The 23327-nt window shown below is 31.8% G+C and carries 19 protein-coding genes; 9 read left to right on the top strand and 10 right to left on the bottom strand.

Features of this window, described 5'->3' with window-relative positions:
* The 10 genes from QZZ53_RS11540 to QZZ53_RS11495 form a co-directional block, all read right to left on the bottom strand.
* On the bottom strand, positions 1–694 hold a 694-nt coding region (locus tag QZZ53_RS11540), incomplete at its 3' end, for a hypothetical protein (protein ID WP_296384779.1).
* Between the two features lie 8 nt (positions 695–702).
* On the bottom strand, positions 703–1851 hold the full coding sequence (locus tag QZZ53_RS11535) for a polysaccharide pyruvyl transferase family protein (protein WP_296384777.1): 1149 nt from the start codon (positions 1849–1851) through the stop codon (positions 703–705).
* Complete coding sequence (locus tag QZZ53_RS11530; protein WP_296384774.1) at positions 1848–3119, bottom strand: ABC transporter ATP-binding protein; 1272 nt, start codon at positions 3117–3119, stop codon at positions 1848–1850. The genes QZZ53_RS11535 and QZZ53_RS11530 overlap by 4 nt, the downstream gene beginning before the upstream one ends.
* Positions 3119–3991, bottom strand: a complete 873-nt coding sequence (locus tag QZZ53_RS11525; RefSeq protein ID WP_296384772.1) for an ABC transporter permease — start codon at positions 3989–3991, stop codon at positions 3119–3121. Before QZZ53_RS11525 ends, QZZ53_RS11530 begins: the two co-directional genes overlap by 1 nt.
* Positions 3992–4050: 59 nt before the next feature.
* Positions 4051–4992: an NAD-dependent epimerase/dehydratase family protein gene (locus QZZ53_RS11520; RefSeq protein ID WP_296384770.1), complete on the bottom strand. Its 942-nt coding sequence runs from the start codon at positions 4990–4992 to the stop codon at positions 4051–4053.
* Positions 4993–5110: 118 nt separating this feature from the next.
* Positions 5111–6088 carry an SDR family oxidoreductase gene (locus tag QZZ53_RS11515; RefSeq protein WP_296384768.1) on the bottom strand — a complete coding sequence of 326 codons (978 nt, stop codon included), beginning with the start codon at positions 6086–6088 and terminating at the stop codon, positions 5111–5113.
* Positions 6089–6114: 26 nt separating this feature from the next.
* Positions 6115–7410, bottom strand: coding sequence for a nucleotide sugar dehydrogenase (locus QZZ53_RS11510; protein WP_296384765.1), 1296 nt, complete (start codon positions 7408–7410; stop codon positions 6115–6117).
* The gene (locus QZZ53_RS11505; RefSeq protein ID WP_296384763.1) at positions 7407–7997 is read right to left on the bottom strand and encodes a sugar transferase; all 591 of its coding nucleotides are present in this window, start codon (positions 7995–7997) and stop codon (positions 7407–7409) included. Before QZZ53_RS11505 ends, QZZ53_RS11510 begins: the two co-directional genes overlap by 4 nt.
* Positions 7998–8018: 21 nt before the next feature.
* A complete protein-coding gene (locus QZZ53_RS11500; protein WP_296384760.1) occupies positions 8019–10505 on the bottom strand; it encodes a tyrosine-protein kinase family protein in 2487 nt (828 codons plus the stop codon).
* A 3-nt stretch (positions 10506–10508) separates the two neighbouring features.
* Positions 10509–11309: a polysaccharide biosynthesis/export family protein gene (locus QZZ53_RS11495; protein ID WP_296384757.1), complete on the bottom strand. Its 801-nt coding sequence runs from the start codon at positions 11307–11309 to the stop codon at positions 10509–10511.
* Positions 11310–11411: 102 nt separating this feature from the next.
* On the opposite strand from QZZ53_RS11495, the gene QZZ53_RS11490 reads away from it, so the two are divergent.
* The 9 genes from QZZ53_RS11490 to QZZ53_RS11450 all read left to right on the top strand — a co-directional run bounded on the left by QZZ53_RS11490 (position 11412) and on the right by QZZ53_RS11450 (position 23231).
* Entirely contained in the window at positions 11412–13274 is a 1863-nt protein-coding gene (locus QZZ53_RS11490; RefSeq protein ID WP_296384754.1) for an ABC-F family ATP-binding cassette domain-containing protein, read from the top strand.
* A 291-nt stretch (positions 13275–13565) separates the two neighbouring features.
* A complete protein-coding gene (locus QZZ53_RS11485; RefSeq protein ID WP_296384751.1) occupies positions 13566–14384 on the top strand; it encodes a class I SAM-dependent methyltransferase in 819 nt (272 codons plus the stop codon).
* A 90-nt stretch (positions 14385–14474) separates the two neighbouring features.
* Complete coding sequence (locus QZZ53_RS11480; RefSeq protein WP_296384749.1) at positions 14475–15164, top strand: ABC transporter ATP-binding protein; 690 nt, start codon at positions 14475–14477, stop codon at positions 15162–15164.
* Between the two features lie 257 nt (positions 15165–15421).
* The gene (locus tag QZZ53_RS11475) at positions 15422–15997 is read left to right on the top strand and encodes a cob(I)yrinic acid a,c-diamide adenosyltransferase (RefSeq protein ID WP_296384746.1); all 576 of its coding nucleotides are present in this window, start codon (positions 15422–15424) and stop codon (positions 15995–15997) included.
* 163 nt (positions 15998–16160) lie between these two features.
* Positions 16161–16382: a DUF2795 domain-containing protein gene (locus QZZ53_RS11470; protein ID WP_008272287.1), complete on the top strand. Its 222-nt coding sequence runs from the start codon at positions 16161–16163 to the stop codon at positions 16380–16382.
* 168 nt (positions 16383–16550) lie between these two features.
* Positions 16551–19907 carry a preprotein translocase subunit SecA gene (secA, locus tag QZZ53_RS11465; RefSeq protein WP_296384744.1) on the top strand — a complete coding sequence of 1119 codons (3357 nt, stop codon included), beginning with the start codon at positions 16551–16553 and terminating at the stop codon, positions 19905–19907.
* A gap of 170 nt (positions 19908–20077) precedes the next feature.
* The gene (locus tag QZZ53_RS11460; protein ID WP_296384741.1) at positions 20078–21145 is read left to right on the top strand and encodes a serine hydrolase; all 1068 of its coding nucleotides are present in this window, start codon (positions 20078–20080) and stop codon (positions 21143–21145) included.
* Between the two features lie 468 nt (positions 21146–21613).
* On the top strand, positions 21614–22468 hold the full coding sequence (locus tag QZZ53_RS11455; RefSeq protein WP_296384739.1) for a hypothetical protein: 855 nt from the start codon (positions 21614–21616) through the stop codon (positions 22466–22468).
* Between the two features lie 130 nt (positions 22469–22598).
* Positions 22599–23231, top strand: a complete 633-nt coding sequence (locus tag QZZ53_RS11450; protein WP_296384737.1) for a hypothetical protein — start codon at positions 22599–22601, stop codon at positions 23229–23231.
* The last annotated feature ends 96 nt before the right edge of the window (positions 23232–23327 follow it).

The raw sequence follows: 23327 nt of genomic DNA, 5'->3' as shown, positions 1-23327 counted from the left end.
GTAAACAGGTTATTAATGTTATTACCTTTTTATTTTTGGCATTAAATCTATCTATATTAATTTTCTGTTTATTCACAGTTAAATCATGTAATGGATTGCCTGTTAAAAAAACATATTGATCATCTATATCTTCAGCAATTAACTTATTATATACATACTTACCAAAAACGATTTGATTTAGCGATTCTGATGTTTTATGTCCATCAATATTATCTTCCTGAGTGCCACCATGTTGCACACATACTGTTTTACCTCCTTGCTTTCTAATATACTTCATTATATCTACACCTACAGAATGTTGTTTATAAAAGGAAGCATGATCTAGGCATATTATGTTCAAATAATTTTTACTATTAAATGATTTGATAATAGGATAGATTGAATTAGAGATACTAACGTTATCGCTTTCATGAATTTTAGAATTCATTTCTTTATCATACTGATGATTACTTAGATAAAATACATGACTTCTAAAACTATTGTTTTTTAAAACTGAAACAATAATGGGTCTAAACATTCTTAATTCCGCTTTGGATGTAACCAAAAAATTAAGATATATCTTATCATTTTTATCAATAATAAATTTGGAAAAGTAATACGAAAATATAGCTTTAAAATTAACGACATAATATTTAGAAAGCTCTAAATGGCCATCATAAAAAATCTTCTTTATTTTATTTTTAAGTTGTTTCAAACCAATTTTTACAATTTCCTCAGGAATTCACCAAAGTTATTATATGACTCCATAGAAATTAAATCATCAATTTCTATTTGCTCTTTTTTATCTGAAGCATTAAAAGATGATATGATATTATCATTCTCTATTAAGAGTTGCTCTCGATTTATCATTTTAAGTAAACCTTCAATTTTATAGGTATTAGAAGGCAAAAACAATGTTTTGACTTTGGACATTAAACCAAAAATCCCAATATGATACCTACCTGTGACTAATAAATCAAATTTTGAAATAAGTGTGCCAATATTTGCATACTTAAGATCACTATTATAGGAGATCGTATTTACAGCTAAATCTTTTAAATAGGTTTCTATAGCATTTTCTGCATTTTCAATCTTTAAATAGTATGGTTTATAACCTAATTGTTTTATCTCATTAACGTGTTGCGTTATCTGATCTAAATTAATTCCATTTTTTTGATTAGGAAAAGCGCCTAACACTCCAACAGTGTACAAACATTTTTTATTTTCATCATCTTTTATAATGCCATCTATATTTTTAAAAACCTCATTTATATTAGCCTTAAAAGCAAAATCAGGAATTAAATGTACCTGAGACAAAGAACGTTTAAGATAATTATATGATTTAACTTCTCTTACACTTAAAAATTCAATTTTACTTAATACCTCTAATGTGATTTTTTTTGACATGTTTTGGTAACTCCCATTAACCATTGCCACTTTTTTTCCTTGTGATTTAGCATAATAAGCTAAACCCAATAATGCTAAACCACCTCTACCATTATTATGAATAGTCCCTTCCATATTAACTAAAACTAAATCGGCATTCGCAATTTTAGCTTTTATAACCTCAGAAATCTCATTTAGTGCTATATGCTTCCATGTCTTAAAATTTAAGGATTTAGACCTATCCTTAGCTTTATTAAAAAAATTTAATTTATTCCCTATTCTAGTAATGAGATTTTTTAATTGAACTTTTACACTTGTATAGTATAAATCTGGGGTTTTATATATCTCATAACTTTCACCATGAGCCATAATATTTAGATTCACATCATTACCATTAGCTTTAACAAATGTGATTAACTCACTAACTGTTGCTTGGCAACCAGGATTTAATTCAGCTCTAGTATCATTAATTAGAAGAACGTTCATTCTTGTGTTTTCCATTTACAATTAACAATAACACAACCAAAATCTTTTGATCTATAATTATGAAACTCTGTCCCTGTTTCTTCAATTTTAAATGAAACAATTTTCTTTAACGACCTTATTACCTCTTGATTTCTTATATGAAACCCAATAGTTACATAATACGTATTCGGAACTAAAAGGGAGTTAGGAATTTCAACATTAATCTCATTTACACCCGCTTTAGTATTTATGTCTTTTAAAGATTTCTGATTTGTAAAAATATTTCGTTCTAATTGATCGCTTATTCTAATACCTAGCAAAGGATTATTAATCAGTTTAGCATCAGAAATCTTAAATTTTATGCTTACTGATACAGTATCTTCAAATCCAAAAACACCAGATAATTCTTTGTTTTTATCTAATAAAGCAATTGATATAACATCAGAATTCTCCTTAACTTCTTTGTTATCATAAAAAGCAGCACTTGTATTAGCTTCATTTTTGAGGTAAAACTCAACAGCTTCTTCTGTGCTTCCGTTAAAAGCCATATTGCCATTATTCAATACAATAGTTCTAGTACATAAACTTTTCACGGCAGCCATATTATGACTTACAAATAAAACAGTCCTACCATCGCTATTAGAAATGTCTTGCATTTTGCCAATGGCTTTTTTCTGAAACTCAGCATCTCCTACAGCTAATACCTCATCAATTACTAAAATATCTGGTTCTAAATGTGCTGCAACGGCAAACGCCAAACGCACCTTCATACCTGAACTGTATCGTTTTACTGGAGTGTCAACATATCTTAAACAGCCTGAAAAATCGACAATTTCATCAATTTTAGAATTGATTTCTGCTTTAGTCATTCCTAAGATGGCACCATTTAAGTAAATATTCTCTCTTCCAGTCATTTCTGGATGAAAGCCTGTTCCTACTTCTAATAATGAAGCTATTCTACCATTAGTTTTTATTTGCCCTGTAGTAGGTCCTGTTACTCTAGATAAAATTTTTAATAATGTAGATTTACCTGCACCATTTTTTCCTATGATACCGAGAACTTCTCCGCGTTTAACTTCAAAATTTATATTGTTTATAGCCCAAACATAGTCTGAATTTCCTTTTTCACTTCTATCGTTAGACTCTCCTATCTTTAAATAAGGATCACCTTTCCCAATTGCCTTGTTCCACCAACGATTTAGATCATGACTAAGAGTCCCTGTTCCTACAAGTCCCAATCGATATTGCTTACCAACATCTTCTACTTTTAAAATTATATCCGAACTCATTATATAGTATCGATAAAGCTTTTTTCGGTTTTATTAAATATAACTAATCCAATCAAGAAAATAATACAACTCACAATTGTTGCATAGATTAATTTATGAATATCTAAATCTCCTATACCAAAAACCATAGTTCTAAAAGATTCTACGATAATGGCTATTGGATTCCATTCTATTAACCAATAATAATTAGGTAATTTATCCCTAAAATAAGACATTGGGTACATCACTGCAGAACCATACATTAATAACTGCACTCCAAACTGTACTAAAAAAGTAAGATCCCTATATTTTGTAGTCATAGATGATATTATCATTCCTAAACCTAAGCCCAATAAAGCCATTAATAAAACCAATAAAGGAAAAAGAGCAAAATTTAATTGCGGAGAGATAGCATAACTTGGTTCTGCAAACCAAATAAAATAAAGATAAAAGCCAATTAAAACAATAAGTTGAATTGCAAACTTCAATAAATTTGACACCACAACAGACATTGGCATTATAACCCTTGGGAAGTATACTTTACCAAAAATATTTTCATTTTTTTTAAAAGTATCACTAGTACCTACGAGACATTCCTTAAAATAATTCCAAGATGTAATACCAGCAAGATTAAATAAAAAACTAGGTACATTATCTCCTGTAGGTATATCTGCAAGATTATTAAAGATTAAGGTAAATATTAAAGACGTAAATAATGGTTGAATTAAATACCATAACGGTCCAAGTATAGTTTGCTTATAAAGGGTTATGATATCTCTTTTTACAAATAAGAACAAGAGGTCTCTATATCTCCAAATTTCTTTAAAATTAAAATTTATTAGTTTCTTTTTTGAAGAAATAATGTATAACCAATGCTCTTCAGCCGTTTTCAATTGACAATTATTTTATACGGCTAATATAAGAAATGAAATAAAGGAAAATAAGTTAAATCCTATGCTTTTTCAATTGTATAAATATTATAATGACTCATCATTTTATTTACACCTTCTTCTAATGAAATTAAATCTCTTCCAAGCAAGGCTTTCATTTTCCCTATATCAGGGCATCTTCTTGTCATATCGCCTTCTTTTAAGGAAGGCAAAAATATAATCTCAGATTTAGAATGAGTTAGTTCAATAATTTTTTCTGCTAATTGTAATATACTAATCTCAATATCATTACCAATATTAAGCACATCATTTACATAAGCATCATTATATAGAGCGTTAAGACAAGTATCCACGTTATCATCAATGTAACAAAATGACCGGGTTTGATCCCCTTTTCCATAAATAGGAATTGGCTGATTATTCATCGCTAATTTTAGAAACCTCGGCATTACAAAATCGTTACTTTGTAATGGGCCATAAGTGTTAAAAAAACGGAAAATAGTGTAATCTAAACCATACTCTCTTTGGTAAGCTTTAAAAAATGCTTCGCCAACATTTTTTACAATTGCATAAGGCAATCTTGAATTTAAAGGTGTGGTGCTTTCATTTTGAGGGATCTCAAACGGTTCTCCATAAACTTCCGATGAGCTCGAATAAAAAACCCGCTCTACTCCAGAATTTTTAGAGAGGGATAAAATATTTTTAATACCATCAATATCATTTAGAACATTAATTGGGTTATCTAATGTTCTTTCTACACCTACAACAGCAGCATAATGGAATACATATTTAAATTTAAATGTAGCAAATATTGAAATGATATCCTTGTAATCATTGACATCTGCCTTTATAAATTTAACATTATCTCTCTTTGGAATTTTAGATTCATTTCCTGTTGAAAGATTATCTATTATTACAACCGTTACATTTTTGTTTAATGAAAGTTTTGTAGCTAAAGAACTCCCTAATTGACCAGCTCCGCCAGTAACTAAAATATTTGTCATTAATGATTAATGTTTATATTAAAGCTTATATACTTAGGGAATATACTAGACCTTTTTAATTAACTTAAATTAAAGATATTAATTTTAGATTAATAAATCGTTATTGGGATAATTTTCTCTAATTAAAATAATCCCAAGTAATTTTCAACCCTTCTCTTACAGTATATTGAGGCTTATATCCTAATAGCTTTTCAGCTTTAGAAATATTAGCTAAAGAATCCCTTACATCACCTTGTCTTTCTGGTCCATAAATGGCTTTTAAGTCAGAACCTGCCGCTATACGTAGAGAATCCCATAAATAATTTATAGTAATTCGTTCTCCACATGCTACATTAAAGACTTCATTCTTCGCCTCTTTAGAAGCGAAAAAGCCTTTTACATTTGCTTGTACTACATTATCAATAAAAGTGAAATCTCTAGTTTGCTCACCGTCACCATTTATTTTAGAAGGCTCATTATCATTTAGAGCTTGCATAAATAATGGAATTACTGCTGCATAAGCACCATCTGGACTTTGTTTTGGTCCAAATACATTAAAGTATCTTAAACCAATAACATCAGTATCATACGTTGTCCCAAATACATCTGCATATAACTCGTTAACATATTTTGTAACTGCATAAGGAGATAATGGCTTACCAATAGTATCCTCAACTTTTGGTAATGATTTACTATCTCCATAAGTAGAACTAGATGCTGCATAGACCATGCGTTTTACAGTTGAACTATCCTTTATGGCAATCATCATATTTAAAAATCCAGAAATATTAACTTGATTTGTAGTTGCTGGATCGTTTATAGAACGAGGTACAGAACCTAAAGCAGCTTGGTGAGACACATAATCAATACCTTCCACAGCTTTGTGGCAAGTATCAAGATCTCTAATATCTCCTTCTAATAACTCAAAGGCTGGATTATCATGAAACTCAGTTAAATTTTTTCTATGACCGTTAGAAAAGTCATCTAAAACTCTAACTTTTTTAGCATTATACTTTAATAAATATTCTACGAGATTAGAGCCAATAAAGCCTCCTCCCCCTGTAATTAAAAAACTTAACTTTGACAGGTCTTGTGTATGATGTGGATTTGAGTACATAATATAAGTAGTATAGGTGATTGGGTTTATAAACGTGCGTCTACAGAATCGATTGGCAATAATGACTTCACATCGAAAATTACACTTTTATCAGATTTTAAATTATCTAATGATAGTTCTAAAAATTCATTATGAGATACAGCTAAAATTATAGCATCATAATCTGATTTCAATTCAGACATTGATGATTTTAAATCTATATCATATTCATGTTTAACTTCTTCCTTTGAAGCCCAAGGATCGTATACATCTACATTTACATGATAAGATTGAAATTCTTCAATAATATCAATAACTCTAGAATTTCTAATATCAGGGCAGTTTTCTTTAAAAGTCATCCCTAATACGAGAGCATTAGATCCTTTTATAGTAGCACCTTTCTTTATCATCATTTTTACAGTTTCAGTCGCAACATAGCTTCCCATACTGTCGTTCATTTTACGACCTGCTAAAATAATTTCAGGATTATATCCAGATTCTATAGCCTTTTGAGCTAAATAATAAGGATCTACACCTATACAATGTCCACCAACTAAACCTGGTGAGAACTTTAAGAAATTCCATTTGGTACCTGCAGCTTCTAAAACAGCTTTGGTATCTATTTCTAGTAATCTAAAGATCTTAGAAAGTTCGTTAACAAAAGCTATATTAATATCTCTTTGAGAGTTTTCAATAACTTTTGCAGCTTCTGCTACTTTAATAGAAGGTGCTAAATGCGTACCTGCTGTTATTACAGTTTTATATAAGTCATCGACTCTTTTTGCAATTTCTGGTGTAGAACCAGAAGTCACTTTTAATATTTTAGTAACCGTATGGTGCTTATCTCCCGGATTTATACGTTCTGGTGAATAACCAGCATAAAAATCTTTATTATATGTAAAACCAGATGCTTTTTCTACAACTGGAATACAAATATCTTCAGTAGCACCAGGATATACAGTAGATTCATAGACTACAATATCACCTTTACTCATCGCTTTACCAACAGCTTCACTTGCTTTAATAAGCGGTGTGAATACTGGTTTATTTAATGCATCTGTTGGTGTTGGTACAGTAATAATATACATGTTTGGCACCGTTAATGCTTCAAAATCATCAGTAATGAATAAGCCTTTTTCTGCGTTTAAGTCTGTTGTTAAAACTGATTTAAGATTGTCGTTATCGACTTCTAAAGTTTTATCTAAGCCTGAATTTAACTCATTGATTCGCTGTTTGTTGATATCGAAACCAACTACGAAGAATTGCTTGGCAAATTCTACGGCTAGGGGCAAACCGACATAACCTAATCCTATGATTGCAATTTTGTCTTCTGAATGTGTCATTTGTTTAAAGTAGATTTTAAAATGAGTGTCAAATCTAAAGAAAAACTGTAATTCTCAACATACTTTTTGTTGATTTTCACTTTATCTACCCAAATAATCGTTCTATTGTAGTGTTCTGGGTCTTTTTGACGTTCTAATACATCCTCTTCATTCTTATATTTTAAGGTAGCCGCACCTGTTATTCCAGGTTTAACTTTCAAAATAATGCGATCTTCGCCTTTTAGTTCATCTGCAAAACCCTGCAAATCAGGTCTTGGACCAACAAAACTCATGTCACCGATTAATACATTATACAATTGTGGTAATTCATTTAGCTTAGTTCGTCTTAAGTATTTCCCGATAGGTGTTGCACTCTTTTCTTGATGCCCTAATTTATGAATTCCGTCTTTTAACGTACGTATTTTATATATTTTGAAAAGATTTCCATGTTGACCTACCCTTAATTGCGAAAACACACCATATCTATTAGTATCAATAGTTGATACTACAATTAGCAATAAAATTGGAATGATTAATATAGGCAGAAGTATCAAAGACAAAATAACATCAAATATTCGTTTGATCTTAAGTTGAGTTTTTGTTATCAAAATTAAATATTTAAAACAGTATTATAACCTTTTGAAGAAATTCCTAAGTCTTTTACCTAAAGAATATTTGTCCTTTTCGTGATATGCATTGCCATAAACACCATAACCGTAGCCATAACCATAGCCGTAGCCATAACCGTAGCCATAGTTATGATTATTCTTATGTCTATAAAAGTTAAGCACAAAACTTATATTCTTTAATTCTCCTGTACGATATTTTGCATTTACTAATTGAAGCATTCCTTTCTTGGTATAATCTAATCTTACCATAAAGATTGTCGCATCAGCATATTGCACCAATTCTAAGGCGTCTGTAACCAAGCCTAATGGTGGTGTGTCTAAAATAATCATATCATAATCTTGTTTTAGACTATTGATGAGTTCTTTTAACTTATTTCCCATCAATAACTCTGAAGGATTTGGTGGTATTGGGCCTGAAGTAATTAAATCAAGATTCTCAATATGAGTATTGACCACAATTTCATCCAAAGTACTATCTCCAATCAAATAATTCACCACACCTTTTTCATTCGTAATATTAAAATCATCAAAGATTTTTGGTTTACGTAAATCGAGTCCTAATAAAATTGTTTTCTTGCCAGATAGCGCATATACAGTTGCTATATTTATAGATGTGAATGTTTTACCCTCTCCACTAACGGATGATGTAATCATTAATGTATTGGCTCTTGTTGTTTCTGAAGAATTGTTTTTAAATATAAACTGTAAACTAGAGCGAATTGCTCTGAAGGATTCTGCTACAGCAGATTTTGGTTTTTCATAAGCTACCAAATTATTTTTATAACGATACTTTCCAATTAATCCCAGAATAGGAATCTTAGACATCTTAGTTATCTCATCTGAACCATGAATAGTATTGTCTAATAAGTAAATAATGAATATCAAAAACATTGGTGAGAAAAAACCAATCATCAATGCCATCATATAGTTTAGAGACTTATTAGGTCCAATTGGTGCATTACCTATATCTTTTGCATCATCTATTACAGTAATATCAGAAATATTTGCAGCCTTTACTATAGCTGCTTCACCACGTTTAGCTTGATAGATATCATAAGCTTCTCTGCTTAAATCTAATTTACGTTGAATTTTTAAGAATTCCTGTTGATCTTCAGGCAACCCTATTAATTTAGACTCTAAATTGGCAATCTTTCTACCTATTGTATTTAATTGTACTCCAATAGTGCTTTCTGTGACATTAATAGCTTCTAACAAGACATCCTTTTCAGTATCAATCTGACGATCCAAATCTTCGAAAAGGATAGAACCTTCTTTAGTTGAATATTCAAGGTTGCGTCTTTCAGAAGAAAGAGCTATAATTTTTCTTACACCATTCAATATATTGCTCTCTTCAATTCCCACAGACGTCGGTGCAGCAATCTTTGTATAATCCGTTTTTGTCTTTAAATAATTCTCAAGACTATTTAAATAGTTTAATTTAGATTGTTCTGTTAACTTTTCTTGATCGTAACTTTTTAGTTGTTCAGAAATTTGTGCAATTTCACCTTCAACATTAAAGACCTTATTTACTTTTCTAAAGTCATTCATTTCAGTTGTGACTTCTTTCAAATTATCATTTACGGCACCAAGACTGCTATCAATAAACCTAATCGTATTAGTAGCATAAAGGTTCTTTCTTTCTAGCTCAGTTCTACTAAGTATGGCAGATGTGGCATTCAGAAAATCCACAATTTTAGATTTATTTTTTCCAATTAAAGATAACTTTAAAACTGACGACGATTGTCTAGAATAAGGATCTATCTTGATAGCATTCTTATAACGGTTTACAACACTGTCATAATTTAGATATCTAACAAAGTATGTATCCTCTTCCGAAATTAAAGCCTCATCTTTTAAATTAATCACACCATTAAAAAAGGGTGTATTAACAACCTCGCCAAACTTAAATACTTTAGTAAAAAGCCCAAGAGTTACATTATTTGTAATTTTCTTTTTTGAATCAAACATCTGACATAAAACCCTATCAGTCTCAAATTCATAAAATAATTCATAAGTCGTATTATTGAGAATCTTAATTCCAATTTCCCTTCCTAACATCTGAGGTTTTGACTTATCCGTTTTTACATCAAATGGTGCCGATTTATAAATATCTGTTAAGTGATATTTTCCTTGTTTTAAATATTCCTTATAATACTCTAGAGAATCAATGACAAGTTCATTGTGCGTCCTCGTTTTAATCTCTGTTAAAATACTTCCTACCTTACCAGAAGTGCCTCCCCAATTAAAAGAAATACTAGTATTAGCCGTAAAAAATGGGTTTTGATCATTATCTATAGTAATCAAAGAATCTAAACGATAGATATTTTCTTTTCTTACGTTAATAAAATATGCCACTATTAATGCAATACCAACACACAGTAAAACTAATTTCCATAGATTAAGTGCTTTAAATAAAAAGCCTTTAAAGTCAAAACTCACACGTTGTGAATCTTGAGAATCTATATCATCATAATCTTTATATTCCATGTACTATAATCGTGTAAAAAGTAAAATTGAAGTCGTTAATAGAGATACTACAGTTGCTATAGTTGATAAAGTCGCAACAGCCGTTTCACCTGTACCTATTGATTTTTGCTTTAAGGGTTTAACATAAATTATATCATTTGGTTGTATGTAATAGTATGGAGACTTCATAACATTAATATCCGTTAAGTCTAAATGGTGTATTTTTTGTCCTTGTGGATATTGTCTAATTATGAGGACATCTTTTTTATTACCAGTGATTGGAATCTCTCCAACATTGGCTATAGCTTCAAAAATATTTACTTTTTCTGTAAATAATACTCTACTACCTGGAGAACCTACCTCTCCATTTGCTGTAAAGCGTAAACCTGCAAGTTTAACAGTAACAAAGATATTTGCAGTTTTCTTAAATTGTTCATCAAGCAACTTTTTCTCTATAATTTTTTCAATCTCTTCAGTTGTAAAACCTAGAACATTAATATAATCTAAAGTTGGTATCCTAATATTACCATGAACATCTACTGTAAACCCATCAAAATAAGCACGTTCTGCACTCGTAGCATTAAGGTTCTCTTCACCAATAGGATTCAAAATCTCAACCGTTTCCTGATCAATAGCCTTTACTCTAACATTAAGAATGTCATTAATCTGAACTCTATAAGGTTTTTGAATTTCTGTTAAGTTATTTGGTATTGTATCATTCGTAGAATTCTCTTTATTCTGAAGATAAATCGTGTCTTTATGCGGAATACAAGAAGAGACTACGATACAACTAAGAACAATAATCAAAAGCTTTATGCTTCTCATAAGTAAAATGGATGTTTACAGACAAATATAATGTATCAATAGTAATAACAAAACTATTAGGTTTCTTTTTGGTTTATTTACGTTCTTTGTAAAAAAACTAGTTTGAATTACCTCAACGTAGAAAATATATCCAAGTCTTATGGAGAGCTTGTACTTTTTAAAGATTTGTCCTTCAGTATCCACAAAGATCAGAAGATTGCTTTTGTTGCAAAAAACGGAAGTGGAAAGACATCAATCCTCAATATTTTATCAGGAAAAGATTCACCAGATGATGGGCAAATAGTTATTAGAAAAGGTCTGCGTTTGGCTTTTCTAGACCAAGAACCAGATTTAGACCCAAAACTAACTATTGAAGAAACCATTTTCGTCTCAGAAATTCCTATTTTAAAAATTATCCAAGCTTATGAAGATGCTTTAAAGAATCCTGAAGATGCTGAAGCTTATCAACTTGCTTTTGAAGCTATGGATAGTAATAATGCTTGGGAATTTGAAACACAATATCAACAAACTTTATCACAGCTAAAATTAGACGATTTAAGCCTAAAAGTAAGTACACTCTCTGGTGGACAAAAAAAGCGTTTGGCATTGGCACAAGTATTATTAAGTAAGCCAGATATTTTAATTTTAGATGAACCTACCAACCATCTAGATTTAGAAATGATTGAATGGTTAGAAGACTATTTTGCAAAAACACAACAAACGCTTTTTATGGTCACTCACGACCGTTACTTTTTAGAACGTGTTTGTAATGAAATCATAGAATTAGACCAAGGAGAACTGCACACCTACAAAGGAAACTATTCTTATTATTTAGAAAAGAAAGAAGCACGAATCGAAAACCAGGCTACTGAAGTAGGGAAAGCCAAACAACTCTTTAAAAAAGAGCTCGATTGGATGCGTCGTCAGCCCAAAGCACGTACTACGAAATCTAAAAGCAGAATAGATGATTTCTTTGAAATAAAGACTAAGGCACATAAACGACGTAATGACCATCAAATCCAATTAGAAATTAATATGGAGCGTCTTGGGAGCAAAATCATAGAGTTTCATAATGTTTCTAAAGCTTTTAAGGATAAAACTATTTTAAATGGTTTCGAATACACCTTCAAAAAAGGCGAACGTATTGGTATTATTGGTAAGAACGGAACAGGAAAATCAACCTTTCTGAACTTATTAACACAGAGTTTACAACCAGATAATGGTAAAGTTGTCATTGGTGAAACTGTAAAAATCGGTTATTATACACAAGGTGGAATTAAAGCAAAACCAAACCAAAAGGTCATTGATGTCATTAAAGAATTCGGAGACTACATACCATTAGCTAAAGGCAGACAAATTAGTGCACAACAATTATTAGAACGCTTTTTATTCGATAGAAAGAAGCAATGGGATTTTGTAGAAAAATTAAGTGGTGGAGAACAAAAGCGATTGTATTTATGTACCGTTCTAATTCAAAATCCGAATGTTTTAATTCTCGATGAACCTACCAACGATTTAGATATTGTAACACTGAATGTACTAGAAGGTTTTCTAATGGATTTCCCTGGAGTACTTCTCGTCGTATCTCACGACCGTTACTTTATGGATAAAATAGTAGATCATATGTTTGTGTTTAGAGGAGAAGGAGTTGTAGACGATTTCCCAGGGAATTACTCAGACTTTAGAGCTTATGACAGTAGTAAACCAAAACAAATTGAGCAAACTGTTAAGCCAGATAGTACAAAAGCAGTAAAGAAAAACGAAGCCAATAAATTATCATATAACGAGCAAAAAGAATACAAGAATTTAGAATCTAAAATTAGATCGTTAGAACTGGATAAAACAGCTTTAGAAGTAAAATTTAATAATCCAGAATTAACACAGGATGATATTGCTAAATTATCAGAAAAACTTCAGGTAATTATTGATACTATGGAAGAAAAAGAAATGCGTTGGTTTGTATTATCTGAAAAACTGGAAAGTTAGCAGTTAGCAGTTAGCAGTTAGCAGTTAGCAAAAAATAAAACCCTTGGGATTTAAATAAAATTTAATAAATATTAAAGACCTTAATTTCGACATAGTCGAAAAACATCAAAATTCAGAAATAATGAACGAAGGAATGTAGATGCGAAGTGCAGCTTTAAGCACGGAATTCCGAAAGTGAATGTTGCTTTAGCAAATGCTTTGCATTCACGAATACATTAATAAATAATAGGAATACATGAGTAATTCCTAATTTTGATTGTGATTTTTTGGTTCGTTTTGTATCAAGACAAAATGAATAGAAAAAATTTAAAGAAATACATTTTAATTGTAAACAAGAAAGTGTACCAAATAATAGCATACATTAAATTTCTAATTAACTCCACCAATCAACACGGAGTACATTCTCCTTTCATCTATAATTTTGTAACTAAATGCTTGTATGATAATGTAAAATATACAGCCTATAGTAAACTTAAAGCCTATAGAAATCATTTAAAAAATTCAAAGACTGTAATAGAAATCACAGATCTAGGTGAAGGATCAAAAACTCTTAACTCAAAAAAGCGAAGTGTTAGCAAAATGATACAAGCTTCAAGTAGCACAGAGAAAGAGTCGAAACTACTTTTTAGAATAACGCAATATTTCAATTTTAAATCCGTGTTAGAATTAGGAACCTCTTTAGGAATGGGAACTTACGCAATAGCATTAGGGAATAAGTTTTCTAATATTTCAACTATCGAAGGTTGTCCTAATACATCTGATTATGCAAAATCAAAATTTCAAGATTTAAATATTCAAAACGCAGCATTCATAAAAGGAGATTTTACTTCAATTATACCAACATTACAAGACCGTGATTTTGATTTTATAATCTTTGATGGTCATCATAATAAAGCAGCCACAATTCAATATTTCGAATCCTTATTATCAAAAGTTCATAATGAAACTATATTTGTTTTTGATGACATATATTGGTCAAAAGGTATGACTGAAGCATGGGAGTATATAAAAGCTCATAATATAGTAACTGTAACTATAGATTGCTTCCATTTAGGCTTTGTGTTTTTCAGAAAAGAACAAGTAAAAGAACATTTTAAAATTAGATTGTAACAAGCTAACGATTTTAACGTCTTATTTGGTGAACTGACTTTTAAATTCTTTTATCTTGCAAGAGATTTAAGCAACCAAGACTATTTAATTATGAGTGACAACGTCATTGAAATTAGAAATATTATTAGAGATTTTAAATTAGGACAAGAAATTGTTCATGTATTAAAAGGTATAGATTTAGACATAAAACGCGGTGAATATGTTGCTATTATGGGACCATCAGGTTCTGGTAAATCTACTTTAATGAACTTATTAGGTTGTTTAGATACACCAACTGCTGGTTCTTATAACCTAAACGGAAAAGACGTTAGTCAGATGAGTGATGATGAACTTGCAGAAATTAGAAACACAGAGATTGGTTTCGTTTTTCAAACCTTTAACTTACTACCAAGAACTACAGCTTTAGAGAATGTTGCCTTGCCAATGATATATGCAGGAGCTTCAAAAAAACAGCGTAGCGATAGAGCTACTGAAGTACTTCACGATGTTGGTTTAGCTGATCGTATGGATCATAAGCCTAATCAGCTTTCTGGTGGACAAAGACAACGTGTTGCTGTAGGCAGAGCTTTAGTGAATAAGCCATCTATAATACTAGCAGATGAGCCAACTGGTAACCTTGATACTAAAACAGGTACCGAAATCATGGGTCTTTTTGATGATATTCATAAAGCTGGTAATACCGTAATCATGGTTACTCATGAAGAGGAAGTTGCAGCACATGCTAAACGTGTTATTCGTTTGCGTGATGGTATTATTGAGAGTGATACTTTTAATAGTTAGTATTCAGTCGCAGTTTTCAATAACTCAAATTTAAAACTTCACATTATTGATTTACTATAACACTCTATTTTCCGTCATTGCGAAGCTAGCTTTTTTTGTTAGCTGTGGCAATCTGTTTAATTAGAGAGATTGCCACGTCCTTCGTCCTCGCAATGACGTTTCAATTTATTTTTATTCTAAGTTAAACCTTTACGTCTTCTCGATAAACTTCAAGATTCAATCTTCGTGCTTCAAGCTTAAATCCTTAACTTTGAAATATGAAAGTATATACAAAAACAGGAGATAAAGGTACTACTGCTCTATTTGGTGGCACACGTGTCCCTAAGCATCATATAAGAATAGAAAGTTACGGCACTATCGATGAGCTAAATTCTCATATTGGTTTACTTAGAGATCAAGATATTAATCAATTATATAAAAATACCTTGATGGAAGTTCAAGATCGCTTATTTACGGTTGGCGCTATTTTAGCTACAGATCCCGAAAAAGCAACTTTAAAGAGTGGTAAAGCACGACTCAACATTCCTAAGATATCTAGTGAAGATATAGAGCGTTTAGAAAAGGAAATGGATCTTATGGAAGCTAGTTTACCACAGATGACGCACTTCGTTCTACCAGGAGGTCATCAAACGGTGTCATTCTGTCACATTGCACGTACTGTATGCCGTAGAGCTGAGCGTTTAGCGTCGCATCTTAATGACTTAGAGCCATTTCAACCCGAAACATTAATATACATCAATCGCCTTTCTGACTACCTTTTTGTATTGGCACGGAAGTTGTCATATGATTTACAGGCTGAAGAGATAAAGTGGATTCCAAAGAAAGAATCATAACACATCTAATCGATCACAGAATAGGATTAAGAATTGCAATATTTAGTCCAAAAACAAAAGTTGAAGGTTACACGTTCTTTCTATTAATGATTAATTAATTTGATTTTTTCTTGAATTGTTCAACTAAAAAATTATTTTTGCAAAAATTAAATTACACACGCAAATGTATTGGACATTAGAATTAGCATCTTATTTAAGTGATGCACCTTGGCCGGCAACAAAAGACGAACTCATTGACTACGCAATTAGAACAGGAGCTCCTTTAGAAGTTGTTGAAAACTTACAAGCAATAGAAGACGAAGGTGATTCTTACGACTCTATTGAAGAAATTTGGCCAGACTATCCAACTGATGAAGATTACCTCTGGAACGAGGATGAATATTAACATATAATATTATCATAAATAAAGTCTCTTGCGTTAACATAACTGAGAGACTTTTTTTATTTTCGAATACTCGTAATTCGAAACAATAATTAGCCCTTATAAGCTAGCATTTTTTACTGAAATTAATACACAGAATGACTCCTGTCAATCTGTTACAATATATATAATATGACTTTTTTTGATAAAGTACTTAAAGTTTTTGTTGGAGATAAATCCAAACAAGACGTAGGTGAAATAAAACCCATTGTAGAAAAAATAAAAACGTTCGAAAAAGCTTTAGAAGCTTTATCTCACGATGAACTAAGAGCAAAAACTGACGAATTTAAAGCTAAGATAGCAGAAGCAAGACAACCACTTCACGCTAAAAAAGAAGAACTTCTTGCTAAAGCAGAAGTTACAGAAGATATTGATGAACGTGAAGACATCTATCTCGAAGTCGATAAACTTGAAGACGATGTATACGCAACAACAGAAGACGTTTTAACTGATATTCTTCCAGAAGCTTTTGCCGTTGTAAAAGAAACAGCAAAACGTTTTGTACATAACACAGAAATCCCTGTAACAGCAAATGCTTTTGACCGTGAAATATCTGGAGATAATGATTATGTAAACTTAGATGGTGACCAAGCCATTTGGTCTAACTCATGGGATGCTGCAGGTAAACCAATTACTTGGGACATGATTCATTACGATGTACAGTTAATTGGTGGTATTGCAATGCACCGAGGAAAAATTGCTGAAATGCAAACTGGTGAAGGTAAAACCCTTGTGGCTACACTTCCTGTGTATCTTAACGCTCTTGCTGGTAAAGGTGTGCACTTAGTAACGGTTAACGATTACTTAGCAAAACGTGATAGTGCTTGGATGGCACCAATATTTCAATTTCATGGTATGAGTATTGATTGTATTGATTACCATACACCAAACTCAGATGCACGTCGTAAAGCCTATAACGCAGATATTACATACGGAACAAATAACGAATTTGGTTTCGATTATTTACGTGATAACATGGCACATTCGCCAGACGATTTAGTACAACGTCCACATCACTATGCCATTGTCGATGAAGTCGATTCTGTATTAGTCGATGATGCACGTACACCATTAATTATTTCTGGTCCTGTTCCTAGAGGTGACGAGCACGAGTTTGATGCTTTAAAACCTAAAGTAAACGCAATTGAAGAAGTACAACGTAAATATTTAATTGGTGTATTAGCCGAAGCTAAAAAATTGATTGCTGCTGGTGATACTAAAGAAGGTGGTTTTCAATTATTAAGAGCTTATAGAGGTATTCCTAAGAATAAAGCCTTAATTAAGTTTTTATCTGAAGAAGGTATTAAGCAATTACTTCAGAAAACGGAGAACTTCTACATGCAAGATAACAACAGAGAAATGCCTAAAGTAGATGCAGAACTCTATTACGTTATTGACGAAAAAAACAATCAGGTTGAATTATCTGACAAAGGTGTTGAGTTCTTATCTGGCGAAGACAATCCAGATTTCTTCGTCATGCCAGAAATGGGTCTAGAAATTGCTAAAATCGAAGGACAAGGTTTATCCTCTGAAGAAGAAGCAGAACTTAAAGAAGTGTTATTTAGAGACTTCAACGTGAAATCTGAACGTATTCATACATTAAACCAATTACTTAAAGCTTACGCTCTATTCGAAAAAGATAATCAGTACGTTGTTATGGAGAACAAGGTAATGATCGTCGATGAGCAAACAGGTCGTATTATGGATGGTCGTCGTTATTCTGACGGATTACACCAAGCAATTGAAGCGAAGGAAAATGTTAAGATTGAAGCTGCTACGCAAACCTTTGCTACAGTAACACTACAGAATTACTTTAGAATGTACCGTAAACTGTCTGGTATGACAGGTACTGCGGTAACAGAAGCTGGTGAATTATGGGAAATCTACAAATTAGATGTTGTAGAAATTCCTACCAACAGACCAATCGCAAGAGATGATAGAGATGATTTAGTTTACAAAACTAAACGTGAAAAATATAACGCAGTTATTGATGAAGTTACAACATTATCTGAAGGTGGAAGACCAGTACTTTTAGGAACTACCAATGTAGAAATATCGGAGCTTTTAGGTAAGATGTTGAGTATTCGTAAAATACCTCATAATGTATTGAATGCAAAACAGCATAAAAAAGAAGCAGATATTGTAGCAGAAGCTGGTAATGCAGGTCAAGTAACCATTGCAACCAACATGGCTGGTCGTGGTACAGATATTAAATTGAGTGATGAAGTAAAATCTGCTGGTGGTTTAGCCATTATTGGTACAGAGCGTCACGATTCGCGTCGTGTAGATAGACAGTTGCGTGGTAGAGCTGGTCGTCAAGGAGATCCAGGAAGTTCACAGTTCTATGTGTCTTTAGAAGATAACCTAATGCGTCTATTTGGTTCTGAGCGTATCGCTAAGATGATGGATAGAATGGGACTTAAGGAAGGTGAAGTGATTCAGCATGGAATGATTTCTAAGTCTATTGAGCGTGCGCAGAAAAAAGTAGAAGAGAATAACTTTGGTGTACGTAAACGTTTATTAGAATATGATGATGTAATGAATGCACAGCGTGAAGTGGTGTACAAACGTCGTCGTAATGCTTTACATGGTGAACGTCTACGTGTAGATTTAGCCAACATGATTTTTGATACCTCTGAAGGTATTGCTAATAACAACAAAGATGCTAATGATTATAAAAACTTTGAGTTTGAGTTAATCCGTTACTTCTCAATGGCCTCTCCTATTTCTGAAGCTGACTTCGGAAAAATGAGTGCTACAGATATTGCTGGCACCATTTACAAGGAAGCCTTTAAGCACTATCGCGAAAAAATGCAACGTGCAGCAGATTTAGCATTCCCTGTTATTGAAAATGTATATAACACACAACGCGATAAGTTTAAGCGTATCGTTGTACCATTTACAGATGGAGTTAAGAATCTACAAGTTGTTACAGACTTAGAGAAAGCTTTTGAAACAAAAGGAACTCAGCTAATTAATGATTTTGAAAAGAACATTACACTTGCCATTGTAGATGATGCTTGGAAAGTACATTTACGTAAAATGGATGAGTTAAAGCAGTCGGTACAATTAGCAGTACACGAACAAAAAGATCCGTTATTAATTTATAAGTTTGAGTCTTTTGAGCTGTTTAAAGCTATGATAGACCAAGTGAATAAAGAGGTAATTTCATTCTTATTTAAAGGTGAAATTCCACAAGAAACCACAAATAACATTCAAGAAGCTAGAGCACGTAAGCAAGAAAAGTTAGAAACGCAGAAAGACGAGATTCCTAATATGGATGAGCGTGCTGCGCAAAACAGACAAGCTGGTGAAGGAGCTTCTCGCCAACAACAAGTAGTAGAAACTATTGTAAGGGAGCAACCAAAAATTGGTCGTAACGACAGAGTTACTATTAAGCATGTGATGAGTGGTGAAAACAAAACCGTAAAATACAAGCAAGCCATTCCTTTAATTGATAAAGGCGAATGGGTTTTGGTGAATGATTAACTGAAACAAAAACATAGTGTCATTCTGAACTTGTTTCAGAATCTATAACAAAAAAATCCTGATGTAACCCATCAGGATTTTTTATTAAAAAGTATATGCTAACAGACTCAACTGTAACAATCTCATTATAAAGCCATCTTTAAATGTAAACAACTCATATACTAACCATTATGCGACTATTTATCATTCTCTCTTGTCTATGCCTATCCTTGTTTTCGTTTGCTCAAAGAGCTCCTATTAAAGACTTACCAGCAATTGGTTTTGAAGATGCAGGCTTTAATAGAGACTCCATAAATGCTTTAGCTACAGTGATGGATAATTTTAAACAGAAGGACTTTAGAGGCGTGGTCGTTCTTAAAGATCATCAGGTTTTTATGGAATGGTACTATAGCAGTACGCAAAGAAAGACCATTAATGATATTAGATCTGCCGGAAAAAGTATTACAGCATTGCTATTAGGTGTCGCTATAGAACAAGGTCTAGTGGATAGCCTAGAACAAGATGTCTATTCCTTCTTCTCAAAAGAGAAGTATCCTTCACTCAACGACGATTATAAAAAATTAAAGCTTAAGCACTTACTCGATATGGCTTCTGGCTTAGATGCAGATTCAGAAGATTGGAATACTCCTGGTAATGCTGGTAATTGGATAGGAAAGGATAATTGGGTAGATTACATCTTAAGCGTGCCTTTAGCCAATAAGCCAGCAGAAAAATGGGTATATACAGATATTAATGCAGTTTTAATAGGTGCTATTATAGAAGAAACCTCTGGCATGAGTCTCAGAGATTTCGCCATAAAACACGTATTTCAACCTTTAGGAATAACAGAATATTACTGGTTTACAAACGCGTCTAACCAAACTGGTGCAGCAGGCAACTTATATTTAAGCACATTAGATTTTGCTAAACTTGGAGTTTTAGTAGCCAACAAAGGCAAATGGGTTGATGAACAAATCGTACAAGCAGACTATATTAAAAAGTTAATAGAACGTAAAATGTTTGACTTCCCAGATTGGAGAAGCACTAATTCTTATGGCATGTTCTGGTATAAAAACCAACTCAACATTAATGGTAAAGAAATAGATTATTTGTTTGCTTCTGGTTATGGCGGAAACCATTTGGTCGTAGTACCAGAAAAAAACTTAGTCGTTGCATTAATCTCAACCGCTTATGGTCAACCATACATGCATGCAAGATCTTTTTTGATCTTAAAAAAAATACTTGGTGCGTTAGAGTAGCTTTTTAGCTAGGTAACTATAAACATAGAAGTACAACAAAATCCTAATGTAAACCATTAGGATTTTTTTATTCGTAAAACGTCATTGCGAGGCACGCGTTTTCAGCGTGATGTGGCAATCTCACCAAAAGAAACCTACAACCTCAACAAAACAAACGGCAACAACTTAATTTTTAGAAAAATACGTAGTACTACGTATATAGACGAGTTTTTAATGTAGTAATTTTAAACTACATATTTATTGGATACATATGCAATAGCTATTAAAAAAATATAATTGAATTATACGATATGATTAATATCATAAAATACTATAATTCAATGACTTAAGTTTATCCTTTATTAAATAAAAAGTACTATATCTACGTATTTACACAACTGATTATTTCTTCAGATTTGTAGCTGTAGATATATGGTGGATATAGTTAATACCTATATCCAATTGTTGTAACCAATATAAGAAATGCCTATGGGAACTTGGGGAACAGGAATTTCTTCAAACGATATTTACGAAGACATTAACTATGAATTCTTTGAATTATACAATCAAGGAATGGAAGTTTCTGCAATTACCGAAAAGTTAATTGAGGAAAATAAGGAACTGATTGATTCGTACGAAGACCAAAATAATTTTTGGCTAACTATCGCAAAATCACAATGGGAATGTAAATCACTTGACCCAAAAATTCTGAATCAGATTAAAGATATTGTCGAATCTGGAAAGGATATTGAATTATGGAAAGAACTTGACTCTTCAAAATCTGACTTAACGAAAAGGAAAAAAGTTTTAGATAGTTTTTTAGAAAAAATATCATCCGAAAAAAAGACATCCCGAAAACGAAAAGTAAAAAAATATCGAAATGCAATTTTCGAAAAAGGCGATTGTTTGGTTTTTAAATTAAGTGATGGAGATTATTGTGGAGTCTTTGTATTAGAATCGGAAAAGGAAACGGAATTCGGACTGAATTTAGTTATTCTAACTGACATTAAACAATCGGAGAAACCAACCGAAAAGGATTTTAAAAACGCAAAACTATTATTTAAACTTGAACAGCAAATCAACAAAGAGTATAAACCAAAGGAACAAATTAGTTGGTATTATGCTCAACATTTCAAAAAAACTGAAACGAAATTCGAAAAAATCGGACAATTAAAAGTTAGTAAAGAATACTATTCAAATAAAGACCATCAGAGTTTTTCGAATTGGGACAATCTGAAATTATTTCAAGATGAATTCTATTCTGACTTTGAAAATAATAAATGTAAAGTCAAAGTTAAATTGAGTAGTTTAAGGAAAAAATACTGGTTACAACACCGTGTATAATTAATGGCTGGTTCTCGCCTACTTACGAAAGTCCTCGCGGACTTTCTATCTGTGATTTATTTGCTAAATTAGGTGCTTAAACACGCCACTAATCATACACAAAAACGTTATGTGTCATTAAAACTTCATTATGAAAAAAAACAAAAAGAAAAATAACTTCATAAACTTATTGAATAAAATAACAATAGTTACATCTGTTATAGCAGTTGGGATTTCTGCAAGTTTTCTTATTGATAGCTTTTTTAACAAATCAGATGATCCGTACTTAAAAAGAACTATTGATTACAAATCAAGTATTGATGCTATGAAAAAAAGGAATTCAGAATTAGATAGCTTACTAATAATTCAACTGTCAGAATTATCTTTGTCAAAATCACAAATTGATACATTAATAAATAATTATAATCCAAAAGAAATTACTGAAAATCAAAGCATATTATCACATTTATCAAATCTAAAAATCGGTTATGGGAGATTAAATTCCGAAGTTAAGATCTTGAATGATCGATTATCCAAAATTGAAAATGCAATATTAGACAATCCAACTAAAGCATTGTCTATTCCTCTCATGCAAAAAGATTTAACAAATTTTAATAAAACATACAAATCTGACCTCGAAGTAACACGTGCAGAAATATCTCGCGTTTATGACCAAAATAAATGGTTTATAGGCTTAATGTTTACTCTTGCTATAGGAATTCTAGGTCTTGCTGCGAGTAATTTTACCCAAAGCAGAAAAACGAATGACAATAACAACACATAACAAAGAACTGAGTTAAAAAACAAGCAATTTTAAGCTAATCTTGAAACAAAGTTTTCATCATAAGGTCGTCCACTTTTAGCAATAGCAAATGCCTGT

The sequence above is a fragment of the Winogradskyella sp. genome, from assembly GCF_016744625.1.
Taxonomy (GTDB): domain Bacteria; phylum Bacteroidota; class Bacteroidia; order Flavobacteriales; family Flavobacteriaceae; genus Winogradskyella.
This window is presented reverse-complemented; position numbering and strand designations above follow the sequence as displayed.

What these genes read in the sequence shown, in the direction of transcription:
- QZZ53_RS11530 (WP_296384774.1), bottom strand. Translation starts at nt 3,119, where the DNA reads ATGAGTTCGGATATAATTTTAAAAGTAGAAGATGTTGGTAAGCAATAT.
- QZZ53_RS11535 (WP_296384777.1), bottom strand. Translation starts at nt 1,851, where the DNA reads ATGAACGTTCTTCTAATTAATGATACTAGAGCTGAATTAAATCCTGGT.
- secA (WP_296384744.1), top strand. Translation starts at nt 16,551, where the DNA reads ATGACTTTTTTTGATAAAGTACTTAAAGTTTTTGTTGGAGATAAATCC.
- QZZ53_RS11475 (WP_296384746.1), top strand. Translation starts at nt 15,422, where the DNA reads ATGAAAGTATATACAAAAACAGGAGATAAAGGTACTACTGCTCTATTT.
- QZZ53_RS11515 (WP_296384768.1), bottom strand. Translation starts at nt 6,088, where the DNA reads ATGTACTCAAATCCACATCATACACAAGACCTGTCAAAGTTAAGTTTT.
- QZZ53_RS11485 (WP_296384751.1), top strand. Translation starts at nt 13,566, where the DNA reads ATGAATAGAAAAAATTTAAAGAAATACATTTTAATTGTAAACAAGAAA.
- QZZ53_RS11470 (WP_008272287.1), top strand. Translation starts at nt 16,161, where the DNA reads ATGTATTGGACATTAGAATTAGCATCTTATTTAAGTGATGCACCTTGG.
- QZZ53_RS11455 (WP_296384739.1), top strand. Translation starts at nt 21,614, where the DNA reads ATGGGAACTTGGGGAACAGGAATTTCTTCAAACGATATTTACGAAGAC.
- QZZ53_RS11510 (WP_296384765.1), bottom strand. Translation starts at nt 7,410, where the DNA reads ATGACACATTCAGAAGACAAAATTGCAATCATAGGATTAGGTTATGTC.
- QZZ53_RS11480 (WP_296384749.1), top strand. Translation starts at nt 14,475, where the DNA reads ATGAGTGACAACGTCATTGAAATTAGAAATATTATTAGAGATTTTAAA.
- QZZ53_RS11460 (WP_296384741.1), top strand. Translation starts at nt 20,078, where the DNA reads ATGCGACTATTTATCATTCTCTCTTGTCTATGCCTATCCTTGTTTTCG.
- QZZ53_RS11500 (WP_296384760.1), bottom strand. Translation starts at nt 10,505, where the DNA reads ATGGAATATAAAGATTATGATGATATAGATTCTCAAGATTCACAACGT.
- QZZ53_RS11495 (WP_296384757.1), bottom strand. Translation starts at nt 11,309, where the DNA reads ATGAGAAGCATAAAGCTTTTGATTATTGTTCTTAGTTGTATCGTAGTC.
- QZZ53_RS11520 (WP_296384770.1), bottom strand. Translation starts at nt 4,992, where the DNA reads ATGACAAATATTTTAGTTACTGGCGGAGCTGGTCAATTAGGGAGTTCT.
- QZZ53_RS11450 (WP_296384737.1), top strand. Translation starts at nt 22,599, where the DNA reads ATGAAAAAAAACAAAAAGAAAAATAACTTCATAAACTTATTGAATAAA.